Origin of the sequence: Myxococcus xanthus, assembly GCF_013116825.1 — a bacterium.
Taxonomy (GTDB): domain Bacteria; phylum Myxococcota; class Myxococcia; order Myxococcales; family Myxococcaceae; genus Myxococcus; species Myxococcus xanthus_B.
Map to the genome: position 1 here is coordinate 32506 of NZ_JABFNS010000001.1, position 21624 is coordinate 54129.

16 protein-coding genes are annotated in these 21624 nt (G+C 70.4%); 6 read left to right on the forward strand and 10 right to left on the reverse strand.

Annotated features, from left to right (window positions below):
• Nucleotides 1-12: 12 nt before the first annotated feature.
• Nucleotides 13-666, reverse strand: a complete 654-nt coding sequence (locus HNV26_RS00165; protein ID WP_171440297.1) for an MBL fold metallo-hydrolase — start codon at nucleotides 664-666, stop codon at nucleotides 13-15.
• 135 nt (nucleotides 667-801) lie between these two features.
• On the opposite strand from HNV26_RS00165, the gene HNV26_RS00170 reads away from it, so the two are divergent.
• Together HNV26_RS00170 and HNV26_RS00175 are read left to right on the forward strand one after the other, a co-directional pair.
• Entirely contained in the window at nucleotides 802-2715 is a 1914-nt protein-coding gene (locus HNV26_RS00170) for a lipase maturation factor family protein (protein WP_253816006.1), read from the forward strand.
• A gap of 112 nt (nucleotides 2716-2827) precedes the next feature.
• The gene (locus tag HNV26_RS00175; protein ID WP_171440299.1) at nucleotides 2828-3661 is read left to right on the forward strand and encodes an Ig-like domain-containing protein; all 834 of its coding nucleotides are present in this window, start codon (nucleotides 2828-2830) and stop codon (nucleotides 3659-3661) included.
• Between the two features lie 17 nt (nucleotides 3662-3678).
• Here HNV26_RS00175 and traB read toward each other — a convergent pair whose 3' ends face one another.
• The 5 genes from traB to HNV26_RS00200 form a co-directional block, all read right to left on the reverse strand.
• Nucleotides 3679-5313, reverse strand: a complete 1635-nt coding sequence (gene traB / locus HNV26_RS00180; RefSeq protein ID WP_171440300.1) for an outer membrane exchange protein TraB — start codon at nucleotides 5311-5313, stop codon at nucleotides 3679-3681.
• Nucleotides 5310-7412 carry an outer membrane exchange protein TraA gene (gene traA, locus HNV26_RS00185; RefSeq protein WP_366816709.1) on the reverse strand — a complete coding sequence of 701 codons (2103 nt, stop codon included), beginning with the start codon at nucleotides 7410-7412 and terminating at the stop codon, nucleotides 5310-5312. The genes traB and traA overlap by 4 nt, the downstream gene beginning before the upstream one ends.
• A 180-nt stretch (nucleotides 7413-7592) precedes the next feature.
• The gene (locus tag HNV26_RS00190) at nucleotides 7593-8693 is read right to left on the reverse strand and encodes a glycosyltransferase family 4 protein (RefSeq protein ID WP_301338439.1); all 1101 of its coding nucleotides are present in this window, start codon (nucleotides 8691-8693) and stop codon (nucleotides 7593-7595) included.
• 413 nt (nucleotides 8694-9106) lie between these two features.
• Nucleotides 9107-10177 carry a hypothetical protein gene (locus HNV26_RS00195; protein WP_171440303.1) on the reverse strand — a complete coding sequence of 357 codons (1071 nt, stop codon included), beginning with the start codon at nucleotides 10175-10177 and terminating at the stop codon, nucleotides 9107-9109.
• Nucleotides 10178-10345: 168 nt separating this feature from the next.
• Nucleotides 10346-12088, reverse strand: a complete 1743-nt coding sequence (locus tag HNV26_RS00200) for a GTPase domain-containing protein (RefSeq protein ID WP_171440304.1) — start codon at nucleotides 12086-12088, stop codon at nucleotides 10346-10348.
• 107 nt (nucleotides 12089-12195) lie between these two features.
• Between HNV26_RS00200 and HNV26_RS00205 the strand changes: the two genes are divergently transcribed.
• The gene (locus tag HNV26_RS00205) at nucleotides 12196-13551 is read left to right on the forward strand and encodes a thioredoxin family protein (protein ID WP_171440305.1); all 1356 of its coding nucleotides are present in this window, start codon (nucleotides 12196-12198) and stop codon (nucleotides 13549-13551) included.
• Here HNV26_RS00205 and HNV26_RS00210 read toward each other — a convergent pair.
• The 3 genes from HNV26_RS00210 to HNV26_RS00220 all read right to left on the reverse strand — a co-directional run bounded on the left by HNV26_RS00210 (nucleotide 13523) and on the right by HNV26_RS00220 (nucleotide 16493).
• The gene (locus tag HNV26_RS00210; protein WP_171440306.1) at nucleotides 13523-14692 is read right to left on the reverse strand and encodes a metallophosphoesterase; all 1170 of its coding nucleotides are present in this window, start codon (nucleotides 14690-14692) and stop codon (nucleotides 13523-13525) included. The two genes, HNV26_RS00205 and HNV26_RS00210, sit on opposite strands and share 29 nt — an antisense overlap.
• Nucleotides 14689-15816, reverse strand: a complete 1128-nt coding sequence (locus HNV26_RS00215; RefSeq protein ID WP_171440307.1) for a LuxR C-terminal-related transcriptional regulator — start codon at nucleotides 15814-15816, stop codon at nucleotides 14689-14691. The genes HNV26_RS00210 and HNV26_RS00215 overlap by 4 nt, the downstream gene beginning before the upstream one ends.
• Nucleotides 15817-16145: 329 nt before the next feature.
• Complete coding sequence (locus HNV26_RS00220; RefSeq protein WP_171440308.1) at nucleotides 16146-16493, reverse strand: hypothetical protein; 348 nt, start codon at nucleotides 16491-16493, stop codon at nucleotides 16146-16148.
• Between the two features lie 325 nt (nucleotides 16494-16818).
• On the opposite strand from HNV26_RS00220, the gene HNV26_RS00225 reads away from it, so the two are divergent.
• Nucleotides 16819-17613 carry a hypothetical protein gene (locus HNV26_RS00225; protein ID WP_253816008.1) on the forward strand — a complete coding sequence of 265 codons (795 nt, stop codon included), beginning with the start codon at nucleotides 16819-16821 and terminating at the stop codon, nucleotides 17611-17613.
• Nucleotides 17613-20399: an Lnb N-terminal periplasmic domain-containing protein gene (locus HNV26_RS00230; protein ID WP_171440310.1), complete on the forward strand. Its 2787-nt coding sequence runs from the start codon at nucleotides 17613-17615 to the stop codon at nucleotides 20397-20399. The genes HNV26_RS00225 and HNV26_RS00230 overlap by 1 nt, the downstream gene beginning before the upstream one ends.
• Here the strand turns inward: HNV26_RS00230 and HNV26_RS00235 are convergent.
• Nucleotides 20341-20865, reverse strand: a complete 525-nt coding sequence (locus HNV26_RS00235) for a hypothetical protein (protein ID WP_171440311.1) — start codon at nucleotides 20863-20865, stop codon at nucleotides 20341-20343. The genes HNV26_RS00230 and HNV26_RS00235 overlap by 59 nt on opposite strands.
• A 266-nt stretch (nucleotides 20866-21131) precedes the next feature.
• On the opposite strand from HNV26_RS00235, the gene HNV26_RS00240 reads away from it, so the two are divergent.
• Nucleotides 21132-21602, forward strand: a complete 471-nt coding sequence (locus HNV26_RS00240; protein ID WP_216611665.1) for a transthyretin-like family protein — start codon at nucleotides 21132-21134, stop codon at nucleotides 21600-21602.
• The last annotated feature ends 22 nt before the right edge of the window (nucleotides 21603-21624 follow it).

Below are 21624 nucleotides of genomic sequence, written 5' to 3' on the forward strand. Positions count from 1 at the left end.
GCGCGGGCGGGCTCAGGGGGCTGGCGCGGCGGGCGACTCCATGTCCTCTTCCAGCGCGAGCCGCAACGCGCGGGCGCCGTCACGGAGGATGGGCGCGCCGTGGGAGAAGCACAGCGTCTCCACGGGGAGGTGGTCCAGGATGCGTTGGACGCTGTGCCGGGTGCGCAGCGGTTCGTCCTGGTACTCGCTGGGGATGAACTCCGGCGTCTCCCCTTCTTCATGCGTGAGCAGGTCGGAGAGGAACGCGACTGCGCGCGGGTGTTGCTGCATCCACAGCGTGTACATCGCCTCGGTGGGGCCGGGGGTGTGGAACGAGATGAGTCCCCCGGGCAGCGTGTCTCCCGCGACGTAGAAGAAGTCGGGCTGCTCCTCCAGCGACTGTGCTCCCTCGGGTGCCCAGACGGGCACCTTGAAGGCCTTGCGCAGCCGCCACGCGGAGCGCTGGTGGTTTCCCGCCGTCAGGACAATGGCTGAGATGTTCCCCAGCTTGCGCAGCGCTGCCTCGTCGATGGGCAGCGGGTCGATGAGGACGACGGCGCCATCCGTGTCCACCACGGCGTACGCGTCACTGCGCGCGCCGCCGATGCGGTCATCGGAGAGGGTCCAGTGGTGGACGCCGGGCACCAACTCGCTTGTCCGCTTCGCCTTCCCCTTGGGCTCGCTCATGCGGACAAAGCTAGGCACTCCCAGCCGTTGTCACGTGGGCGGGGAGGGAGGCCACAGCCTGGATGCTCCGCTGCCTCCATGGCGGGCGCCCGAGGAGACGGGGACGTCGTCCGTGGGACAGCACAACGTTCTCGCATGATGGCGCGAATCGCTCGCGGTGTGCTGCTGGCCCGGCCCCTGGTGCTCTTCGACGGCGACTGCGCGTTCTGCCGGCGCTGGGCGGCGCGCTGGCAGTGGCGCACCGGAGACCGTGTCCGCTACCGGCCGGGCAGCGGGTGGCGCCGCTGGCTGCTGGGCATCCCGAAGGCGGACATGCGCAGGGCCATGCAACTGGTGGAGCCCTCCGGCCGCGTATCCGAGGGCGCGGAGGCCCTCTTCCGCGCGCTCGCCGCGTCGCCTCGCCGGGGGACTCGGGTGGCCGCGAGGCTGGGCCTGATGCCGGGGGTATTGCAGTTGGCCCAGGGCGTCTATGCGGTGGTGGCCCGGCACCGCCGTCAGGCGGCGGGAATGGACCGCTGGCTCTTCGGGCGCGCGGTGGTGCCACACGAATACCGGTGGGTGCGCTGGGCCTTCTTGCGGCTGCTGGGAGGAACGTTCCTCATCGCCTTCACCTCGCTGGGGCGGCAGGTGCGGGGGCTGTATGGGACGCAAGGCATCCGGCCCGTGGCGGAGCGCCTGGCCGCGGAGCGTCGCGAGGAGGCTTCGGCGCTCGTGAGGTGGCGGCGCATTCCGTCGCTGTTCTGGTTGGACGCTTCGGACGCCGCGTTGGTGCGTGGGTGCTGGAAGGGCCAGGTCCTGTCCCTGGCGTTGCTCCTCAATGTAGCGCCCCGCTTCAGCGTGTCGACGCTGTGGGCGCTGTACCTCTCCTACGTGGCCGTGGGGCGTGAGTTCCTCTCCTTCCAGTGGGACGTGCTGCTGCTGGAGATGGGGCTGCTGGCGGCGCTCACCGCGCCCGGAGGACTGCGGCCGGGCCTGGGCCGTGACGCGCCCTCCGCGCTGGATGTGTTCCTCTTCCGGCTGCTCGTATTCCGGCTCTACTTCGGCTCGGGGCTCAGCAAGCTCCAGTCAGGGGACCAGACCTGGCGCGAGCTGAGCGCGTGCGAGCACTATTACGAGACGGCGCCGCTGCCCACGCGGGGTGGTTGGTACGCGCATCATCTGCCGCGTCGGCTCCAGCGGGCCTCGACCGGAGCGGTGCTCTGGCTCGAGACGGTGGTGCCCTTCCTGGCCTTCGGGCCCCGGCGCTTGCGGCAGTTCGCCTTCTGGAGTCTGAGTGGCTTGCAGACCGCCATCGCCGCCACCGGGAACTACGGCTTCTTCAACGTCCAGGCCTGGGTGCTGGGCGTGTGGCTCCTGGATGACGCGGCGCTGCGGCGGGTGCTGCCCTTGAAGGACGGGCCTCCCGCTCAGCCACGGCCGTGGTGGCGTACCGGCGTGTCCGCGCTGGTGGTGTCGCCGCTGCTGGCGCTGGGGGCGTCGGAGGTGCTTCGCAGGTTCGAAGGGTGGCAGCGGTACCGGCCCGAGCGCGTCGGCGCGATGCTGACGTGGTTGGAGTCCCAGGCGCGGCCCATGCGTTCGGTGAATCCCTACGGCCTCTTCAGCGTGATGACGGTGCAGCGGCCGGAAATCCTCGTGGAGGGCTCCGACGACGGTGTGCAGTGGAAGGCATACTCCTTCCACTACAAGGTGGGGGACCTGGCCCGGCCTCCCCGGCAGGTGGCTCCCCACCAGCCGCGGCTGGACTGGCAGATGTGGTTCGCCGCGCTCGGCTCGCCCCCTGGCTGGTTCGTCGCGTTCCTGGCCCGGCTGCTGGAGGGCTCGCCAGACGTCCTGGGCCTGCTGGCGAGCAACCCCTTCCCGGACCGGCCGCCTCGGATGGTGCGAGCGGTGCTGTACGACTACCGGATGACGGACGTGGCCGAGCGGCGGCGCACGGGCATCTGGTGGCGGCGGGAGCGGCTGGGCCTCTACGTGCCACCCCTTTCGCTGGCGCCCGGGCCCCGGCCTCGTGGACGCATACCCGCGCTGCAATGGCATGCCGGGGCGTGAGGCGGGTGGGAGCAGGCGTGCGGCCCTGAACCTTGGAGGTCCCTTTTCGTACGCCGCCGATGGGGTGGGGCTACAATGGGGGCTTCCCACCCATCTCCGCCGTCGTGACGCCGTGAAGACGCCGCGCACTCCTATTTGCCTCCCCCTTGTCGCCGTCATCGGGCTGCTGAGCGCCTGCGGGCCCACGCCCACCACCATGAAGCTGGAGCCGCTGGAGACGAAGTACCTCCGCACGCCTGGGCAGACCGTGAAGCTGGCGTACGAGGTCTTCGACGCGGAGGGCCAGCCCATGTCCGACCCGAAGCTGCGGTGGACCAGCTCCGCGCCGGACGTGGCGCAGGTCCAGGAAGGCTTGCTGACGGTGCGCAAGTCGGGGAAGACGACCATCGGCGCGACGGGCGGCAAGGTCCGCGCGGCGTTGCCGCTGGAGCTGACCATCCTCAACTCGCTGGACGTGCGTGCCCCAGGCGCGGACTTCCTCGAGGTGGGGCGTGTCATCAAGCTGCGCGTGGTGGCGAGGAACGAGCAGGGCTCTTCGTTGCAGGACGCCATTCCTACGTTCCGCTCCTCGGATGAGACGGTGGCGCGGGTGGAGGACGGGCAACTGGTGGCCGTGCGCCCGGGCAAGGCGACCCTGAGCGCGACACTGGGGCACCTCAGCCGGCACATCGCGGTGCAGGTGGTGCCGGCGGACTTCGCGCGGCTGGGCCTCAACCTCACGCACCACGCCTTCCAGCGGAGGGGGCAGTCCGTGCAGCTCCAGGCGCGAGCCTTCAACCGCAGCGGCGTCGTGCTGGACACGGTGCCGCTGGAGTTCTTCACCTCGGACCCCGCCGTGGTGTCGGTGTCGCCCGAAGGCCGCGTGACGGCGGTGGGGGCCGGGCGCGCGGTGGTGTCCGTGGTCGCCGGCCGGCGGCGGACGGCGGCGGAGTTCGTCGTCCCCTAGGCGCGTCTTCCCCGCGTCTACGGCTTCGGCGCAGACGCGGGAGCCTTCGACTTCGCCTTGGGCGTGGCAGGCGCCTTCTTGGTGGGGCGCTTGCGCTTCTTGTCCTCCGCGTCCTCCGGGCAGGGCGGACGCGGTCCGTCGCTCGGCGGCTGGATGGTGAAGTCGACACGGCGGTTGAGCGCCATGCCTTCTTCCGTCGCGTTGTCCGCCAGCGGCCGCGAGCGGCCAAAGCCCTGCGAGCACAGCCGCTCCGCCGCCACGCCGCTCTCCACCAGGAAGCGCATGACGCTGGCCGCGCGGCGGCGCGACAGGTCCAGGTTGTACGCATCGCTGGCGCGAGAGTCGGTGTGACCCTCGATATGCACCCGGTCGGCCTCGGTGTTCTCGTTCATCACCCGCGCGACCTCCTCCAGGATGGGGAAGGACTCGGAGAGGATGATGTCCTGGTCGGTGGCGAAGTTGAGCTGCTCCAGGATGACAATCCGGTTGCCATCGCGCCGGGCCAGCGGGCACCCGTCCTTGCCGCGGCGGCCGGCGGGCTGGTCCGGGCACCGGTCGAGCCGGTCGACCACGCCGTCACCGTCCTTGTCCGTGTCCGGGCAGCCCATGTTGGCCACGGGGCCGGCCACGTCGGGGCACGCATCCGACTCGCCAATCACGCCGTCACCATCCGGGTCGATGGGCGGCGGCGGGGGCTCGGGCGGCTCCTTGAAGCGCTCCAGGGCCTCCCACTCGCGCGTCTTCGCCGGAATCCACAGGATGGACGTGAAGAAGCTCAGCGAGGGCGAGGCGATGGAGCAGCCGCAGCCCATGCCGCCGCCGAACGTGAAGGTGAGCCCGGTGGAGCTGTACCAGCGCAGGCCGAAGAGCGCCTCCGCGGGTATCTGCCGGGGCTCATCGGGCTGCTTCTGCAGCCCCACCGCGCCGTGCACCATGCCCACCGCGGTGACACCGCTGCCGCGGAGGATGGGGACCTCCGCGCCCACTCCGAAGGGCATCATGTCGCCCACGGACACGCCGCTGAAGACGCGGTCCGGGCGCTTCCAGAAGCCGCCGTTGAGCGCCAGGAGGATGCCGTTCTCGAAGCGGTAGTCCAACACCAGCCCCGGGGCCCAGGTCAGCTCGCCGTCTCCGGCGAAGGCGTCCTGGGCGCCGGTGGGGAAGCTCACGTTGAGCGTCACCGCGCCGCCCCAGCCCTTGCCCTCGGCGGGCCGGCGCAGGCCCGGGATGGCCACCTTGCCGGTGAGCCGGAGGTCACCGAGCACGAAGCTCTCCACGCTCCCCTCGGTGCCGATGACCTCCAGGTTGGCGCCGCCCTGGGCGAGGATGAGCGGCATGTCCACGCCGACCTCGGCCCAGTCGAAGAGGCCCACGGTGGCCATGACGTCCAGTTGAAGGCGGTTGCCGACCAGGTTGATCTTGCTCAGGTCCCCGCCCTCGGGAATCAGCGACAGGGGGTTGAGCGAGTAGCTGAGGTACGGCCCGGCCGAGACGGACAGGTGTGACAGCGGACGCGACTGCTGCACCACGACCAGGTCCTGGGGCGCGCCGGACGGACGGAAGAGCTGCACGTTGAAGCGCGCGTCCGGCTGCGCGGTGGCGGCGGTGGACACCCCCAGCGCCACGATGAGGAACAGGTGCGAGGGCTTCATCGAGCAGGGCGCCGGGGGCGGAGGAACGTGAGGCCCGCGGCGAGCAGCAGCAGGAAGGTGGTGCTTCCAGCAGGCGTGGCGTCGGCGGTGGTGCCGCAGCAGAAGGCGCCGCCTTGGGGCTCGGTGCCCGGCTTGCGGCGGCCGCGCTCGCACTCCATCGTCTTCGCGGAGCAGTGCTCCACGCCCAGGCAGTCTCCGCTGTCGGAGCAGGCGGTGGAGCAGGTGTTGGTCGCGGTGTCGCAGGAGCCGCCGCAGGGGCAGTGGGCATCCGCGAAGCACTCCACGCAGGAGGTGCCGTCGCAGACCGTGCCCGGCTCGCACGTCACCGCGCACGCGCCCGAGTTCTCACACGTGCGCGTGGTGGGGTTGCACACGCCGCTGCCGCAGTCCCCGTCATCCGTGCAGCCCACACAGGTGCTGCCCTGCGCGGTGCCGTTGGAGAGGCAGAAGGGGGTGTCACCATCGCAGGCGCCACAGCGGGGGCCGCAGTGCTTGTCCGTGGTGCAGGACGCGCATTCGCCACTGAGGCAGAACTGGCCGTCGCCGCACTCCAAGTCGTTGCGACACTGGACGCAGACTTCGCCGTCGAGGCAGTAGGGGCGCTCGCCGGGGCACTTCACGCAGCCAGGGCCGCAGCTGTCGGCCGTGTTGCACGAAGGCACGCTGTCCACGCAGCGGCCGTTGGCGGTGTCGCACTGTTGGCCGGCGGCGCACTGGCTGCTGGTGGTGCACTCCACGCAGGTCGGCTTGGCACCGGGAGTCAGCGCCGCGCACTGGGTGCCGCTGGGGCAGCAGTTGCAGGAGTTGCCGGCGCATGAATCATTGGTGGCGCAGGGCGAGCACACGTTGTTGGTGCAGGACTCGCCCTGAGGGCAGTGGGCGTCTTGCGTGCACTCGCGGCACTCGTGGAGGTCGGTGGCGCAGACCTCGCCGTTGGTGCACTGGCTGTCGTCGTTGCACTCGACACATGTGAATGTTTCGGTGTCACAGGCGCCCGTGGCGCAGTCGCTGTCTTCGTTGCAGCCGGTGCACTGGTTGGTTTCGAGGTCGCAGCGGCCGTTCGGGCACTGGCTGTCCTCGGTGCACTGCACGCACTGGGTGCGGCCGTTGACGTTGGCGCAGTGGGGTGCGGACTCGCCGCAGGGGGAGCAGTACTCGCCGCAGAAGAGCGAGGAGTCGCAAGGTGCACAGAGTGCCGCGGCGTTGCAGTGGAAGAAGGAGCCGCAGCCTCCGTTGCCGGGCGAGTTCGCGTTGCCGCGGTTGCACTGCTCGCAGCGGTCGGGCTGGCCTTCGAAGGAGAGGATGCCGTTCTCCGTCTGGAAGAACTGCGCGGGACGGAGGAGTTGGAAGTCGGAGCTGAAGAGGTTGATGACGGGCGGCTGGTTCGCGGCGCGCTCGAAGTCAGTGAATGCGCCCGTGTGCATCGACATCTCAAGGGCTGCGTGCTCGCCGACCTGTGTATAAAGGGCTTCTACTGCGTAGAGCCCGGGCGCGTTGAATGTGACGCTGTTGGTGGTTCGCCAAGTTGGGAACCCGAGCATCGGTGGCCGGTTGATGACCTGATAACCCTGGCTGCGGTCGTAGATGACGAGGCTGATGCCATCATCTGCGTAAAGGCCGAAGTGAATCGGCTGACCTGCTAGATCCGCGGTGACGTTCAGGTAACCGCGAAATCGCGACGCGAACGGCGTGAAGGCGTCGTTGTCCTCGATGACGTTGAAGGTGCATCCGCCAGTCGAGCATCCGGGGGCCGTGACCTGGTTGGCGAAGTCGCCATAGCTCAGCGTGCGTCCGTCATTGAGGTTGTTGGACAGGTCGAAGGGCGTACGCAGCACCGTTGTGACACGGCTCAGCCTGCTGGCGGGTTCTTCGAGGAACCCGTTGATTCCGTCGATGTACGTTCCGCGTGACTGCGGAAACTCATTCAAGGGGCGCGTCCACACATTGGACGCCACGCACAGGCCTTGCCCATCACCAGCGAGTGCGGGGGCGATGGGGGGCCCTTGGATGACGACATCGGGCAACTTCTGGCCCCAGGCGGTCGATGCCGCGAGGCACACCGTCAGGACAGTGAGCGCGGTACGCGCGATGCGGGACACGGGCGATTTCAAAGCCCCGCAACAATGCGGGATATCTCCCACAACCGCAATTCCGGCAACGTGCGGCTTTCCGCTACGACGTCGCGGGTCCTTCGGAGGCCGCTCAACGGCGGAGAGTCAGTGTGTCGCCCTGGCACTGTGGATAGTCAGAAAAAACAGAGTGGAGCGCGCTCTGTGTCGTCACCTGGGGAGGAGCGTGAGCGTGGGGCTCTCCAGCATCGTGATGAACTCAGCAGCGATGCGCTCCAGGGAGAAGCGCTCGCGGACGAAGCGAGTTCCCGCGGTGCCCATCTCCTTCCTGCGTGCAGGAGGAAGGTCGCAGAAGGCGGTGAGGGCGTCGCGCCAGGCCGCCACGTCGCCGGGGGCAATCAGCCACCCGCTCTCACTATCGCTCAAGGTCTCTGGGAGGCCGCCAATGCGGCTTGCCAGGACCGGAACGCCACAGGCCTGGGCTTCGATGGACACCCGCCCGAACGGCTCCATCCATTCCGATGGGACGGCGACGGCGTCCATGGCGGCGTAGAGTGGTCTCATGTCGCGCGTCCATCCTCGGAGGAGATGCCGTGCCTGGAGTTCCGGGGAGATGGACTCCCGCAGCCGTGCATGTGCCGTTTCTTCGCCGACCCAAAGGGCCCGGAGCGCCGGTCGTTGCGCCATCGCCTGGTTGAAGGACTGCACCAGACTAAAGGCACCCTTTTCCCTCTTCAGGGCGCCCGCGAAGCCGACGAGCACCTCCGTCTCTCCGATGCCCAGCGCTTGGCGTGTCTTCGTCCGCAGAGAGGCGTCCGGACGGAAATGCTCCACGTCCAGAGGGTTGTAGAGCAGCTGAATCCTCTCCGGAGCCACCCCTTGCCGTACGAGGTCCGCCCGCATCGACTCGGAGACCGCGATGAAGCGGTCGGCCCAGCGGGGGAGGAGCACTCGAGATGCCGGTTTGAGGCGGCTGTTGAGGTGGCGGAACAGTGCGACGCGAGTCCCAGTCAACCGGCCAAGGGTGAGTAATGGCCAGTACTCGTGCCCGAAGCTGCCGACCAGCCAATCGGGCCTGACGCGCCGGCTTGCTCGCAGCACGCCTCTCACGCCGCGGACGTCCGCTGCGTTGCGGAAAATCCCCGGCTCTACGGGGAGTCCGCTCGCCATCAGCTCCCGGCTGATGAAGCTGTTCGGTCGGGCTACAGTGGCGACCTGATGGTCTGCCTGAGCCAGCGCACGGACCATGGAAACCAGGTGGGTTTCCGTGCCCCGTGCGCCCGCGCTGGTGCCGACAAAAACGAAGTTCATGGCGCTAGAGCATCATGGGTGCCCGTTGCCTGCGAGAGGAACCGCGACCGTACATGCTCGGCCCAGGAAAGGCCGTGTCAGTGGATTCACTCTTTGTGATGGCTCCGAGTCACTGGCTTTGATTGAGATTGAAGCGCACGCCCATGCCGGGAGTCATGTCACAGATGCGGCCGGGGCAATCATACCCGTTCGTGCATGTCATGGGGGCTCCTTCGAGACGCGCGGCGATGGCATTGGGGACTGCGAGCGCCATTGTTGTCGTGGTGGACATTGTGAGGGGTTGAGATGGCGCTGTGACGGCGTGAGGGGATTTCTTGGGGGGGAGGCTGCTGGTGGCTTCCCTGAGCGCTCTGCTCTCGTGAGTTCGGCGGAGCCGCAGGACGGACATTCGTCACTGGCGGAGATTGGGGCGCTCAGGCCCGTTTGCAGCTCACGTCCCCATCCTGGGAGCGGATGAACGCGGCGGTGAGTTCCGTGCCCAGGGCCGCGCACAGCACCTCGAAGGTCCGCCGCCGAGCGCCGCCAACCACAGACGGCTGGCTGGCCAATGTCTCCGGATGCCGCACGAAGATGTTGTAGCCCACGATGCAGCCATCCGCGCGGAGCACGGTGATGCCATCCGTGGCCATCATCCCCCGCAGCAACTGCGCGGCGGCGCGCACGGCGGTGCCCGCGCTGTCGGTGGGGTCCGCGTGGTAGCGCTCCAGCAACGCCACGATGTCCAGCGGACGGGGCAGGATGATGCCGTCCACGAACAGCGTGGAGCCCGCGCGCTCCCGGGGCAGCACCGCCACGAGCGCGCCGTGGGAGCCCTGCATCACTTCGAAGAGCACCCGGCGGAAGAACCCTCGCGCGCGCTCGCGACTGGGCGTGGTGACGCCGGCCGTGACGACGTCCGCCAGCTCATCCATCACCTCTGGAGGCGAGGCTGACTCCACCCTGGCGCCGGACAGGTACACGTGCCGGCACAGCCCTCCGCCCGAGCGCAGCTCCAAGATGTTGTCGGCGAGCTGAAGCACGCCCACGACGCCCGCGCCCTTGTCCTCCACGCGGCGCAGCCGCTCCAGCGGCGTCTCCGCCAGTGGGAAGGGGTCCGTCCGGAAGACGCCGTAGGCGAAGCCCTCCGGGACGCGCAGCAGGTACAGGGCCCACCAGCGCCCCTGGCCCAGCGGCGCGCACTGCTTGAGCGCGCGCTGGATGGTGGCGCGCGAACGCGGCCCGATGCCGATGGCAATCGGGTCATGCCCGCCCAGGTGTTCGAGCATCTGTCCCAGGTCGTCTCCCACGAAGGCCATGGGAAACAGCGGGGCTCCCTCCTCGCGATAGCGCGACAGGGTGACGATGAGCTCTCCGATGGCGTCCGCCGTCAGCGCGCAGGACATGCGTGCTTCGTCCAGGAACGTGCTGACGGCGTCGGTCAGCAGGTGGCGGAAGGACAGGACGAGAGGTGGGGAGCCCAGTCCGGCTGGGTCCGAGCCGTTCATGAGACACTCAGCATGGCGTATTGCCGCCGGGCACGCACGGACGGAGTGACAGCGTGCCAGGAGGCTTGTTCCCTCGCCGAGGCGTCATGGCGCGCCGGTGTCCGCAGGTCCAGCCCCGGCTGATGCGGAGTGTCAGCGTCGCTGGGTACGCTCGGGGCACACGGCCTGTCAGGACAGGCCTGTCCGGGCCTCGTCCAGGCGGGCCGCCGTCTGGTTCCAGTCGCTGGCCAGCCCGTCGAGCTGCTTCAGGATGTCGGAGAAGTACCGCGTCTCCAGGGCCTTCGACAGGGTCGCGCCGTGGGCGTCCGCCCACTTCTTCGTGACGCGAGCCCGCACCTGGGCGCCCAGCAGGTCCACGAAGCGCTCCATCAGCGGGGTGGACAGCAGCGTGCCCGCCCAGACGACCGCGTCATGGCCCATGCCGCCCGTGGCCACCGTCACCGCCGCCGCCGCGCCTGACGGCACGGAGTACACCAGCGTCGTCAGTGTCTGGAGAATCTCCTCCCGCATGCCGCCCTGGAGCTCCGCGGAGACCAACTCCCGGCAGTACGCATACAGCGTGGCCCGGTCCGCCGCGTGCGCGTGCAGGGGCTCGAAGCCCAGCGGCTCCTCCAGCTTCGTCAGCGTCACCGGACCGAAGGCTTCCTCCAGCTTCGTCCGCGTCTGCGCGTCTGCACGCCACGCGGCCACTTCCGGAGCGAAGGCATCCACCAGCCGCCGCACCCCGTCCTTCAGTGACTCGTCCACCGCGTGGGTCGGCGTGTCCGCGCCCGGGGCCTCGGGCGCGGTGAAGGACTCGCGCACCTTGCGGGTGACGAAGGTGAGCGCCGTGGCCAGCCCCCGGAAGGGCAGGCGCACCCACTTGTGGAACTGACTGCGCGCATCCAGTTCGTCGCGGAAGGCGTCGATGAGCACGTCCGCGGGCACGGCCTTCAGCGCCGCGTGCGCCCCCACCACGTCCAACTCGTGGCGCAGTCGCTTGCGGAGCCGGTCGGGCTCCCGCGCCGCCTCCGAGGCCGCACGCGACACGGCCTCCATCTCCGCGCGCGCATCCGCGAGCGAGGCTTCCAGCGCCCGGGCCTTCAGCTCGCGCGCGTGTTCGGCCTGTCCCAGCAGCGCCCCCAGCGCGGGCTTCCCGTCCAGGGGGGCCGTGGCCAGGGGCTTCAGTCCCGCCTCCACGTCGGGCTGGTGCGGCGCCAGGTAGCGGGCCAACGCGGGGTGGCCCACGTCCTCGGCGAGCTTGTCCAGGTGCCCACGGGCCACCTCCTCGCGCGTGGCCTCGTTATAGACGAGCAGGTACGGCCGCCCATGCCCCACGGCGGCGCGCAGGAAGTCCACCAGCGCGGCGTTCTGGTACGTCTGCCGGCTCACCACGAACGCCAGCACGTCCACGGTGACGAGCAACGCCTCCGCGCGCTCGCGGTTGTCGCGGTACACGCTGTCGAAGTCCGGCGTGTCCATGACGAGCAGCCCGCGAGGCACCGCGTCCGACAGCGTCAGGTACAGTCGGCCCGGAGGCCCCGCCTGGTCCACGGGCGCCGCGTCGCCGGAGGCCACGGGCACGATGTCATAGCGCCGCGTCAGGAAGTCCTTCAGCGGCCCGGTCCAGGTCTCCGGGTGGGCCGCCGCCAGGCACTGCTTCGTGAGCCCGCCCTCGGGCCTCGCGGGGGACAGCGCCGCGCCCACCAGCGAGTTGAAGAGCGTGGACTTGCCCACGTTGTTGGGGCCGGCGATGGCCACCAGCAGCAGGGGGGCGTCCGCGGAGCCCAGGCGGGGGAGCAGGTCGCGGCGCAGGCGTTCGGCCAGACGGCGCGCGAGCTCGGCATCCGAGGCGTCCGGGAAGCGCTCGGGCGCGGGCAGGGCGTCCAGGGCGGACGCGAGGCAGGTGCGCAGGGTATACGGGTCTCTCATCACCAGAAGTCCTCGCACCACAGCACGCGGGACGCCCCGTGCCCAGGCACTTGTCCCATCAGGTGTCGGCCGGGGACAGAGCGGGGGGAGCGCGGTAGGGTGGTCCCATGCGCCTTCTCGCCGCCTGCCTGCTCCTGTCGGGGCTCGTCGCCTGCACCGCCGCGAATACGAATGCCCCCGCGGCCGCCGTGTCTCACGCCAAGGGCCCGTTGCCCTTCATCGAGGATGACTACGCCCGCGCGCTCGCCGAGGCCCAGGCGAAAGGGCTCCCCCTCTTCGTCGACGTCTGGGCGCCCTGGTGTCACACGTGCCGGTCGATGAAGGCCTACGTCCTGTCCGACGCGTCGCTGGCCCGGCACGCGGACCGCTTCGTGTGGCTGGAGGTGAACACCGACCTGACGTCGAACGCGGCGTTCCAGGAGAAGTACCCGGTGGAGTTCTGGCCCACGCTGTACGTCATCGACCCGCGCCAGGAGAAGGCCCTGCTGCGCTTCGCCGGCAGCGCCACCGTGGCGCAGTTGGAGAAGCTCTTCGAGGACGGTGAGCGCGCGTACAAGGGCGGCGTCACCGGCGCCGAGGCCCTGCTGGCTCGCGGGGACATGCTCTACGCGGAGGGGCGTTCGGCCGAAGCCGCGGAGACGCTCGTGGAGGCCCTGGCCGAGGCGCCCGCGGACTGGTCCCGCCGGGGCCGCGCGGTGGAGTCGCTGCTGACGGCGATGTACGGCGCGAAGCAGCACGAGGCGTGCGCGCGCAAGGCGCTGGAGGAGCTCCCGAAGACGCCCCGCTCGCTGTCCTGGGCCAATGGCGCTCTCTTGGGCATGTACTGCGTGTTGTCGCTGCCGGAGGACCACGCGGCGGGGGCGGAGCTGCGCGGCGGCCTGGAGGCCAGGGTGGCCGAGGCCCTGGCGCCCCCGGCCATCGAGATGTCCGCGGATGACCGCTCCGGCCTGTACGAGGTGCGCGTGCAGGCGCGCGAGGTGGCGAAGGACATGGCGGCCGTGAAGGCCCTGTCTGAGGAGTGGCTGGCGTTCCTGGAGGCCGAGGCCGCGAAGGCGCCCAATCCCCAGGCGAGGACGGTGTTCGACTCGCACCGCATGCTCGCGGCCATGAAGCTGGAGACGCCCGCCCGGGCGATTCCCGCGCTCGAGCAGAGCGAGAAGGACCTGCCCCAGGACTACAACCCGCCCGCGCGCCTTTCGACGTTGTACCGGCTCGTCGGCCGGCTGGATGACGCGCTCGCCGCCAGCGACCGTGCGCTGGCGCGCGTCCAGGGCGCGCGGCGGTTGTCGGTGTTGTCGGGCCGCGCGGACATCCTCGTGGCGCGCCAGGACACGGCGTCTGCCGAGAAGACGCTGGAAGAGGCCATCACCTTCGCGAAGTCGCTGCCCGCCTCGCAGGTGTCGCCGCGCACGGTGGCCGGACTGGAGAAGAAGCTCAGCGGTCTTCAGGCCTCGGCGCGGTAGCCGCCGCGCGGGTGTCCAGGTCGAACAGCTCGTAGTCCGGGGCCTGGCACTCGCGCATGGCTCCGTCGGTGAACACCAGCATCGCGGTGCCGGGTGCTGGTGGAGGCGGCGCGCCGTGGGCGTAGTCCACGCGCGTTCCATCCGTGACGAGATGCCGCAGCACACCGTCGCGGGCGCCGGTGGGTGGCATCCCCAGCATCGCGCGGCTTCGCTTGTCGCGTGTATGGCCCACCACCTGCGTCAGGCCCGTGGGCAGCCGCCTCGGGTCGAAGCGGCGCCGGGGCGTGCCGCGGACGCGCTCGGCGTCCTCGGGCAGCAGGCTGGGGCGCTGGTAGAAGATGCCCGTGCCCTCGCCCTGGGCCGCGTCGCCTGGGTGGTGCAGTCCCGGAATGACGAGCGGGCCCCGAGTCCAGCCCGCCACCGCCGCATCCAGGGCCGCGTTCAGCGCCGCCGCCACCTGGTTCGCGTCCTCGCGTTGGGCGGGAGGCAGGCGCGTCACGTCCAGGTCCTCCTGCGTGACGCCCGCGTGCAGCACCAGCAGGTCGGGGGCCGCGGCATGGGCCACGCGGAAGCGCTTCGCCCGCAGCAGGTGCTCCATCCAGGTGCGCTGCGCCGCGCGGAAGTTGCCGAAGTCGCGGGCCACCAGCTCCGCGGAAGGAACTTCGGGCCAGCGCGCGAGGAACGCCTGCTCCGCCGCTTCGTCCGTCACGCCGTCCTGGTAGATGCGATCCGCTTCGGCCTGGGCCTCGGCGAAGCGCGCATCCGTGAAGCCGGCCAGCTCACCCACTCGCGCCAGGTCGTGGTTGCCCAGCAGCATCACCGCCTGGGTCGCCGGGTGGGCGGCCAGCCACGCCACCAGCGCCAGCCCACTGGCGGCGGCGGACTCACGCTCGGGGGGCTTGCCCCAGTCGAAGTGGTCGCCCACCGAGATGAGCTGCACGTCGGAGCGAAGCCAGCCCTCGCCGGTCAGCAGTCCGTGGTGCGCCAGGATGGCCAGGACCTGGTCCAGGCCGGCTTGCGGGTCCCCCATGACGAGCCGCCGTCGCCAGACATGGTCCTCCGCCGGGACGGAGCGCGGCGCCTCCTCCGCGGCCTCGGTGGCCCGCGCGAGCGCGGCCTGGATGGATGACGTCTTGCTCACGAGCTCTGGAAGAACCGGGCGATGAGCGCCGAGCGGCTCTCCACCTGTGCCTTGCTCAGCAGATGCGTGACGTGGACTTCCACCGTGCGCTCGGCGCAGCCCAGCCGGCCGGCGATGGACTTGTTCGTTTCGCCCTGGATGATGTGCGTCAGCACCTCGGACTCGCGCGCGGTGAGCGACCAGCGCGCCGACAGTGCCTGCACGCGCGCGGCGGCGCTGGACGCGGTGCCGGTGTCGATGGCCAGGTAGTGCGGTGGCAGGCCGGTGGTGAGCAGCGGCGTCATGGTCAGCGGGCCGGAGCAGGGATTGCCCTGGGCGCCGCGGCGCAGGGACTCCATCAGCTCCGGGTCATGCCGTTCCAGCCGCGCTCGGCCGGCGTTGTTGGCGTGCACCACGCGGCCACTGGAGCTGACAATCCAGGCGGCGCGCCCCAGCGCCTCCATGGCGACCTGCAGCGCCGTGGACATCAGGCCCGACTCGCGCAGCCGCGTCTCCATGGTCAGCCGCCGCTGGAGCGCGGGCGTCAGGGCCTGGAGCAGGCGCTGCTCGCGCTCCGTGAAGGGCTCGGCGCGGGCCAGGCCCACCCAGCCCAGGAGCACCGGCCCATCACAGACGAGCGTGCGCAGCCATTGCATGTTCTCCACGCCGAGCTGCCGGAATATCGCCGCGGAGCGGGCGCTGATGCGCTCCCGGGTGCTCTCCAGCGATTCCTCGCTCATGCCCAGCCGGCGTCCCACTTCGCTGGCTGACAAGTCATGCAGCGGCAGCTGGTGGGCCGTCTCGGTTTCCGCCAGCGAGCGGAAATGCAGCGCGCGGTTGCGCTGAGCAGGCTCGGGCCGGGCGGGATTGAACCAGCCCCAAGGCTCTCCCCAGGCAGACACCTGGTTCTCGATGGCCGCGTGCACTGTCGTGGCGGGGAGTGGGAAGCCCGCGCAATGGGCGTAGCTGGCGTGGTAGCGCTCAGGGCCCACGTCCACGCCATAGGCGACGGCGCGCTCGGCCCGCAAAGCCTCTCGTAAAGCGCCTAGCACCGGGGGCAGGGATTCTGTCCCGGGCTCGGCCTCCACGAGCATTGCCTCAAGGTCCGTCAGCAGGCCTTGCTCCTCGGAATTCAAACGAATCACGGTTTTGGAAGTATACGCCCGTCAGGGTTTGCGCCCAGTCCTTGCCCTTTCTTCACGCACGTCTTGAACGTTCAGAATTGTCCCTACGGGGACTTCTTGGCTTTCAAAGGTTGTGGGTTTTTATTGACCCAGGGATTTCCCCAATAGCCGGACATGGGGCAGTGGCGGAACACTCCCATGTCGGCCCCCGGGGGGAGGGCCGCCGCGGTGAACTGTGAGCGCGCGCCGGGCGCTCGGTTTCGGGTACCCGGTGCGCCGCTCCTTTCCCACACGCCTCGCGCCCGCGCTCCAACCCACGAGGATGGCTGCCTTTGTGGGCCCACCAGACCTCATGGGACATGCAGGAAGCGAGGCAGGCGCCCGGAGGGCACCACCCTGCTCAGGAAATGAAGCATGCCCAGGCCCAGGTAGGCCATGCCCAGGGCCAGTGCGGCCCAGCCCAGCCAGGCGCTGATGGCGCCCGTGCCCAGGCCCACCAGGGCCCAGATGGCGAGCGCCGTGCCCACGCCCCAGGGCATGGCCGTGCGCAGGTGGGGCGGACTGAAAGCACCGCCCAGGGCGCAGAAGGCGGCCGCCATGACGCCAAAGCCGAACCACTTTGGCTCCTGGACGGGGAAGATGGCCGCCATGGATAGCAGCGCCGTGAAGAGTCCGAGAATCGCGAGTCCCAGGGTCATGGCTTACTCCGTGGCTGTTCCTGGGAAAGGTGCTCACCGAGCGCGTAGCGCGTAACGCACCTTCGGTTCGTGGGCTTCGCGGCATGCCGCGTGGTGTCGTGCGCAAAGGCGTGAAATCGCAACATCCTTCCGCTCGGCACGCTGCTGGCTAGGCTGCCAATGGATTGTTCCACCGTGCGACGGCCGGCCCACGTGAAGAACGGATGGACACCTGGAAATGCGTTCGATGAAGGCGAAGAAGTCCGTGAAGCGCGCGTTGTGCATGGCAGTGGTGATGACGGTCTCCGGATGCAGGGCGCCCGCGGCGTTGGGGCCTGGAGGCGGCATGAGCGCTTCAGAGGGCTCCGACTCCGCCGCTTCCTCCGAGGGGTCCGATTCCGCCGCTTCGTCCGAAGGCTCGGGTGAATCGAGCCAGTCGGATTCAGGTGCGTCGTCGGAGGGCTCGGGCGACTCCAGCCAGTCGGAGTCGAGCGGTTCCAGTGGAGAGGGCTCCAGCCAGTCGGAGTCGAGCGGCTCGGGTGAAGAGGGCACGAGCCACTCCGAGTCGAGCGACAATGAGTCCACGGAGGTCGCCTCTCGAAGCTCCGAGGAAGGCGGCACGAGCGAGGGCTCCGCGGGAACGGAGAAGGCGGACGGTGAGGCGTCGCGCTCCCGCAGCAACAACAGCAGTCAGTCGAACAACAACGACGTGGCGTCCTCGGTGACGGTGGCCGCGCTGGTGGTGGGGCTCGGCATCATCATCTGGCAGGCGTATGCCGCGGGGGCGCGGCGCCGAGGGGTGTCTCCGAAAGAGGCGGGCCGCGCCGCCCAGGTGTACCTGCGGGCGCGCACGCACCAGCTTCGTGAGGACCTCGCCCTGGGCGCGGGGCCGACGGTGGAGGACCTGGCGGCGGCGGCGCGCATCCGGCGTGAGCACCTGGGCCTCTTCGGGCGCGTGCTGCGCGCGAACCGGAAGGAGCTGCTCGAGATGGCCGAGGCGAACACCCTCACGCCGGACCGCGCGCTCGCGTGGCTGGAGCGGGTGGGCGAGCTGGCGCGGGCCGAGCCGCGGCTGGAGGAAGATCGCCGCGCGTTCCTCGCGGCGCAGGTCCAGGAGGGCACCGCGACGGTGGCGCACTGATGCGCTGGCTGCGGCTGCTCGCGCTCGTCTTCGCGCTGCCGGTGCACGCCGAAGATGCCCTGTCCGCGCGCGTCCACGCGCTCGAACAGGCGGGCGTGGTCCTGCGGGGCGCCGCGGCGGCCGACGCGGACCTGGTGACGGAGGTGGAGGCGGGGCTGGAGGCGCTGCCCCCGGCGATGCGGCGTCCGCCCGGTGGACCCCTGGAACTGGTGCTGCACCCGGAGGCGGCGCCGCTGGGCCTGGGCGATGGCTCCCCCCAGCGTCCCGACTGGACGGAGGGCCGCGCGCGGTTCCACCTCTACCAGTACGTCCCATCGGAGGAACGCCGGGCCACGCTGCGTCTGTCTCGACTGACGGACGCGGAGGCGGAGCGGTTGTGGCGCCGGCGCGCGGTGGTGCACGCGGTGATGCAGCGCTGGGATGACGCGAAGGGCTGGAGCGGCACCCCGGCCTGGCGCCGGATATCGGGTTGGCTGAAGCCCTTCGAGCGGCCCCTGGTGTGGAAGGAGGAGGTCCGCCTTCGCTACGCCGGAGCCTTCAGCCGCGCCATGGGGCAGCGCAGCGCCTCGTTGGATTGGGTGACGTTCGCCGAGGAACTGCTCGTGCCCGTGGAGTCCCTGCGCGCGGACGCGCTGCCGGTGGATGACCACGTCCGCTGCCAGGAGTTCTCCAAGGCCCGTGCGCTGACGGAGCAGTTGGAAGCGTCGGGCTTGGGCGCGCTGCCGCCGCGCGGTGACTGCCCCGCCTTCGAGGCCTGGGCGGAGCAGGAGTCCCTGTCGCACTTCGAGGTGCTGCTGGTGGCCTCCACGGGCCGTCAGCCGGAGTCCCTCTTCGGACACCTGCTGCTGCGCCCGGTGTGGAACGAGGGCGAAGTCCCACGGGGGCCCACCTTCGAACGGGTGGTGCAACTGGTCGCGCTGACAGGGATGGAGTCCAAGGGCCTGGGCTACGTGGTGAAGGGAATGACGGGGGCCTACGACACCGTCTTCCTCACGGGGACGATGGGCGACCTGTCCCACGAGGCGCTGGAGCTGGAGCAGCGCTCCATCCGCCGCTTCCGCCTGCGCCTGAAGCCCGGCGAGGAAGCCCGGATGCTGGAGCGGGTGTGGGAGCTCGAGCGCCGTGGGTACATGGGCTACTACTTCTTCACGGACAACTGCGCGAGCGCGCTCGTCTTCCTGCTCAACGGCGCGCTGGAGGGGGGGCGGCAGCTGCGTGCTCCCGGCACGCTGTGGGTCCTGCCCACCGCCACGCTGGACACCCTGGCCCGGGTGCAGGTGGAGGAGCCTGGGGGCGAGACGTCCTCCCTCCTGGAGCACATCCCGGATGCACTCGAGTCCACCGGGGACCGCGCGGTGCGTGCGCGCTCGGCACAGCAGGAGGCGCTGGACGCGCTGGCCGGACATGTCGGCGCAGATGAACTCGCGCGTCTCCGGGGCGTGCATGCCCGGTTGGAGTCGCCGGAGCCACGGGTCCGCGCCCTGGCCTATGACGACCTGCCCGGAGTGGTGGCCGCGCTGATGCACTCGGCGAAGACCGCGTCCCGTGACACGGTCCGCGCGCACCTGCATGCCTACGTGGCGCACGCGGTGCGGGTGGAGCGCGCCGCGGTGGACCGCGCCGACGGCGAGCGCCTGCGAATCGAGCGCGAGCGGCTGCTCGCGATGAAGGCGTCGGTGGCGGGCTCGGCAAGGGCCGGCACGGCCGAGCGTCAGCGCGTCTTCGAGACCGAGGACGCGCTCCAGCGGAGGCTCGCGGTGTTGGACCGCGCCACCTTGCTGAAGGACGCGCTGGCCTCCGCGGAGCGCCGCCCACCCACGCCCGAGGAGCTGCGGACGCTGGTGTGGGCCGAGCGAACCGAGGCCACCTTCCACCGTGCCACCGACGTGCAGGGCGCGCTCAATGACGGCTTGCTGGCGACCGTGGACCCGGTGGCCTTCCTGCACGAGGACCGGCGCCGCAAGGTGGCGGCGGAGACGGCCTGGGCGGAAGGCGCGCTGCGGGAGTCCGGAGCGGGGCGCGTGATGGTGGCCCTGGGCGTGGACTTTCCCGAAGGGGCCGCGGCCCGGACCCTGGTGGGGCTGCGCACCGCGGGCATGGCCGAGGCGCTGGGCGATGCGCGGCTCCACGGCTTCCAGCCGAGCAGTGAGCTGCGGGTGCTCGATGGCGAGCTGTTTCTCCTGCCGCGCTGGGGGCTGCCCAAGGTGGTGGCCTCGGACCTGACGCTGTTGGGCTACCGCACGCTGCTGCGCGAGCTTCCCCCGTTCCGGGACTCCTTCTGGGATTCGCTCGGCTGGGGGGCCGAGGCCCGCGTGGCGTCGAGCGACGCGCGCCTGCTGCGCTATCGCGCGTCCGTGCAGGCGGAGGCGTTGATGGTGCTGGACGAGGACGCGCGCTTCTCGCGCTTCACCACGGTGGGCGTGGGCGGCCTGGCCGCGGTGCACTGGAACCGGGATGTGCTGACGCCGGCCGCGGGGCCGCGCTTGTCACTGGCGCATCGGATGGGGCTGTTCGGCTCGGGTGCCAACGCGGTGCGGCTGGAGGCGGCCTACGCGCCCACCTGGAGGCTGGGGGACACACACTTCACCCACGAGGCGGGCGCGGCGCTCCAGTTGGAGGTGTGGCTGGGGCGCGCGGGGCCCTTCGGCGTGCTCCTCACGCCCCGCGCGCAGGTCCGGTGGGAGGGGGCGATAGCGCCCACGCCCCACTGGGAGGCCCTGTCGCCGTCTACGTGGTTGGCCGGCTCGGCGGAGCGGCGTCTGGCACTTGGGTTCGAGGTGCGCTGACAGAGGCGGGCTCGCCGATTTCGTAGCTCGTCCAGAACGGGTGGCTGATGGCCCCCGTCACGGCGCCGATGAAGAGGCCGATGACGTAGAGCGCCGTGTACCCCCAGAAGCCCAGGCCATAGAAGATGTGGCCCTGGGTCGCCGAGCCGATGAAGAGGAAGAAGGCGAGGGCGGCGGGCACCGCGATGGCGGAGAGGGCGGCCGCGCCGAGCGCGCGCGGCAGCCTTCGGGCGTGGAAGCCGCCGAAGGTGCCGGCCAGGAGCCCGTTGAACATGGGCAGGAAGAACAGGGCCAGGCTGATGAACGCCATCACCAGCGTGCTCACGATGAACCGGTTGTGGACCGGATTGATGGTGTCTGGCTTGAAGGTCAGGTCCGCGGGAATCTCCCGGCGGATGTACTCGTAGCGCGGCTTGGGACCGGCAAGGGCCTTCTCCGGGTCCTGCGTCATGAAGCGCTCGGGCATGTCTGGCTACCTCCCTCGGGGGCAAATCAACGTGTGCCTGATGGCCATGAGTTTGTGACGCCAGCGGGTGCGCGGAAGGGCCGCTGGCCGCATCGGGGGGCGGGCCACCTGCCGGGCCCTGGAATCCTCCCTCCGGAATACTCGCGGAGTCCCTGGATACCCGAGTCGAGGGGCCCGAAGATGCGCGCCGGACTTGGCGGACGGTGGCCTCCGGCTATGCTGCCGCGCCCGGCAGCACCCTCATCTCTGCCCGTACGGAATTCTCCATGAGCTTTCGCCGCAAACTGCTGACCCTTGCCCTTGCCTCTTCCTCCCTGCTGGCCGCCTGCGTCGTGCAGCGTCCGTTCTATCGCGACGTCGTCCAGCCCGCGGGCTCCTCGGTGACGGCCGGCTCCCTGGTGGACCTCATCGTCCTGGACTCGGACACCAACCAGCCCGTGAAGGGCGCCAAGGTGCTCTGGGGTGAGGACTCCCGTTCGCGCGAGTCCTACGTCACGGACGAGGACGGCCGCGTGTCCTTCGACGTGACGCCGGCGCTGCTGAAGGAGAACCCCCTGGTGGAGGTCGTGCTGCCCAGGGGCGTTCGGAGCTACCGCCTGCAGGTGGTGCCCGCGACGGATGCCGCCGCGCCCGAGGCGTCGGAGGCCTCTGCTGCTCCCGCGACGCCCGAGGCTCCCGCCGTGCCGGAGACGCCGGCGGCGGAGGATTCCGCCGCGGCGCCTGAAACCGGCAACTGAGTCCGTTCGCTCTTCCGCGCGA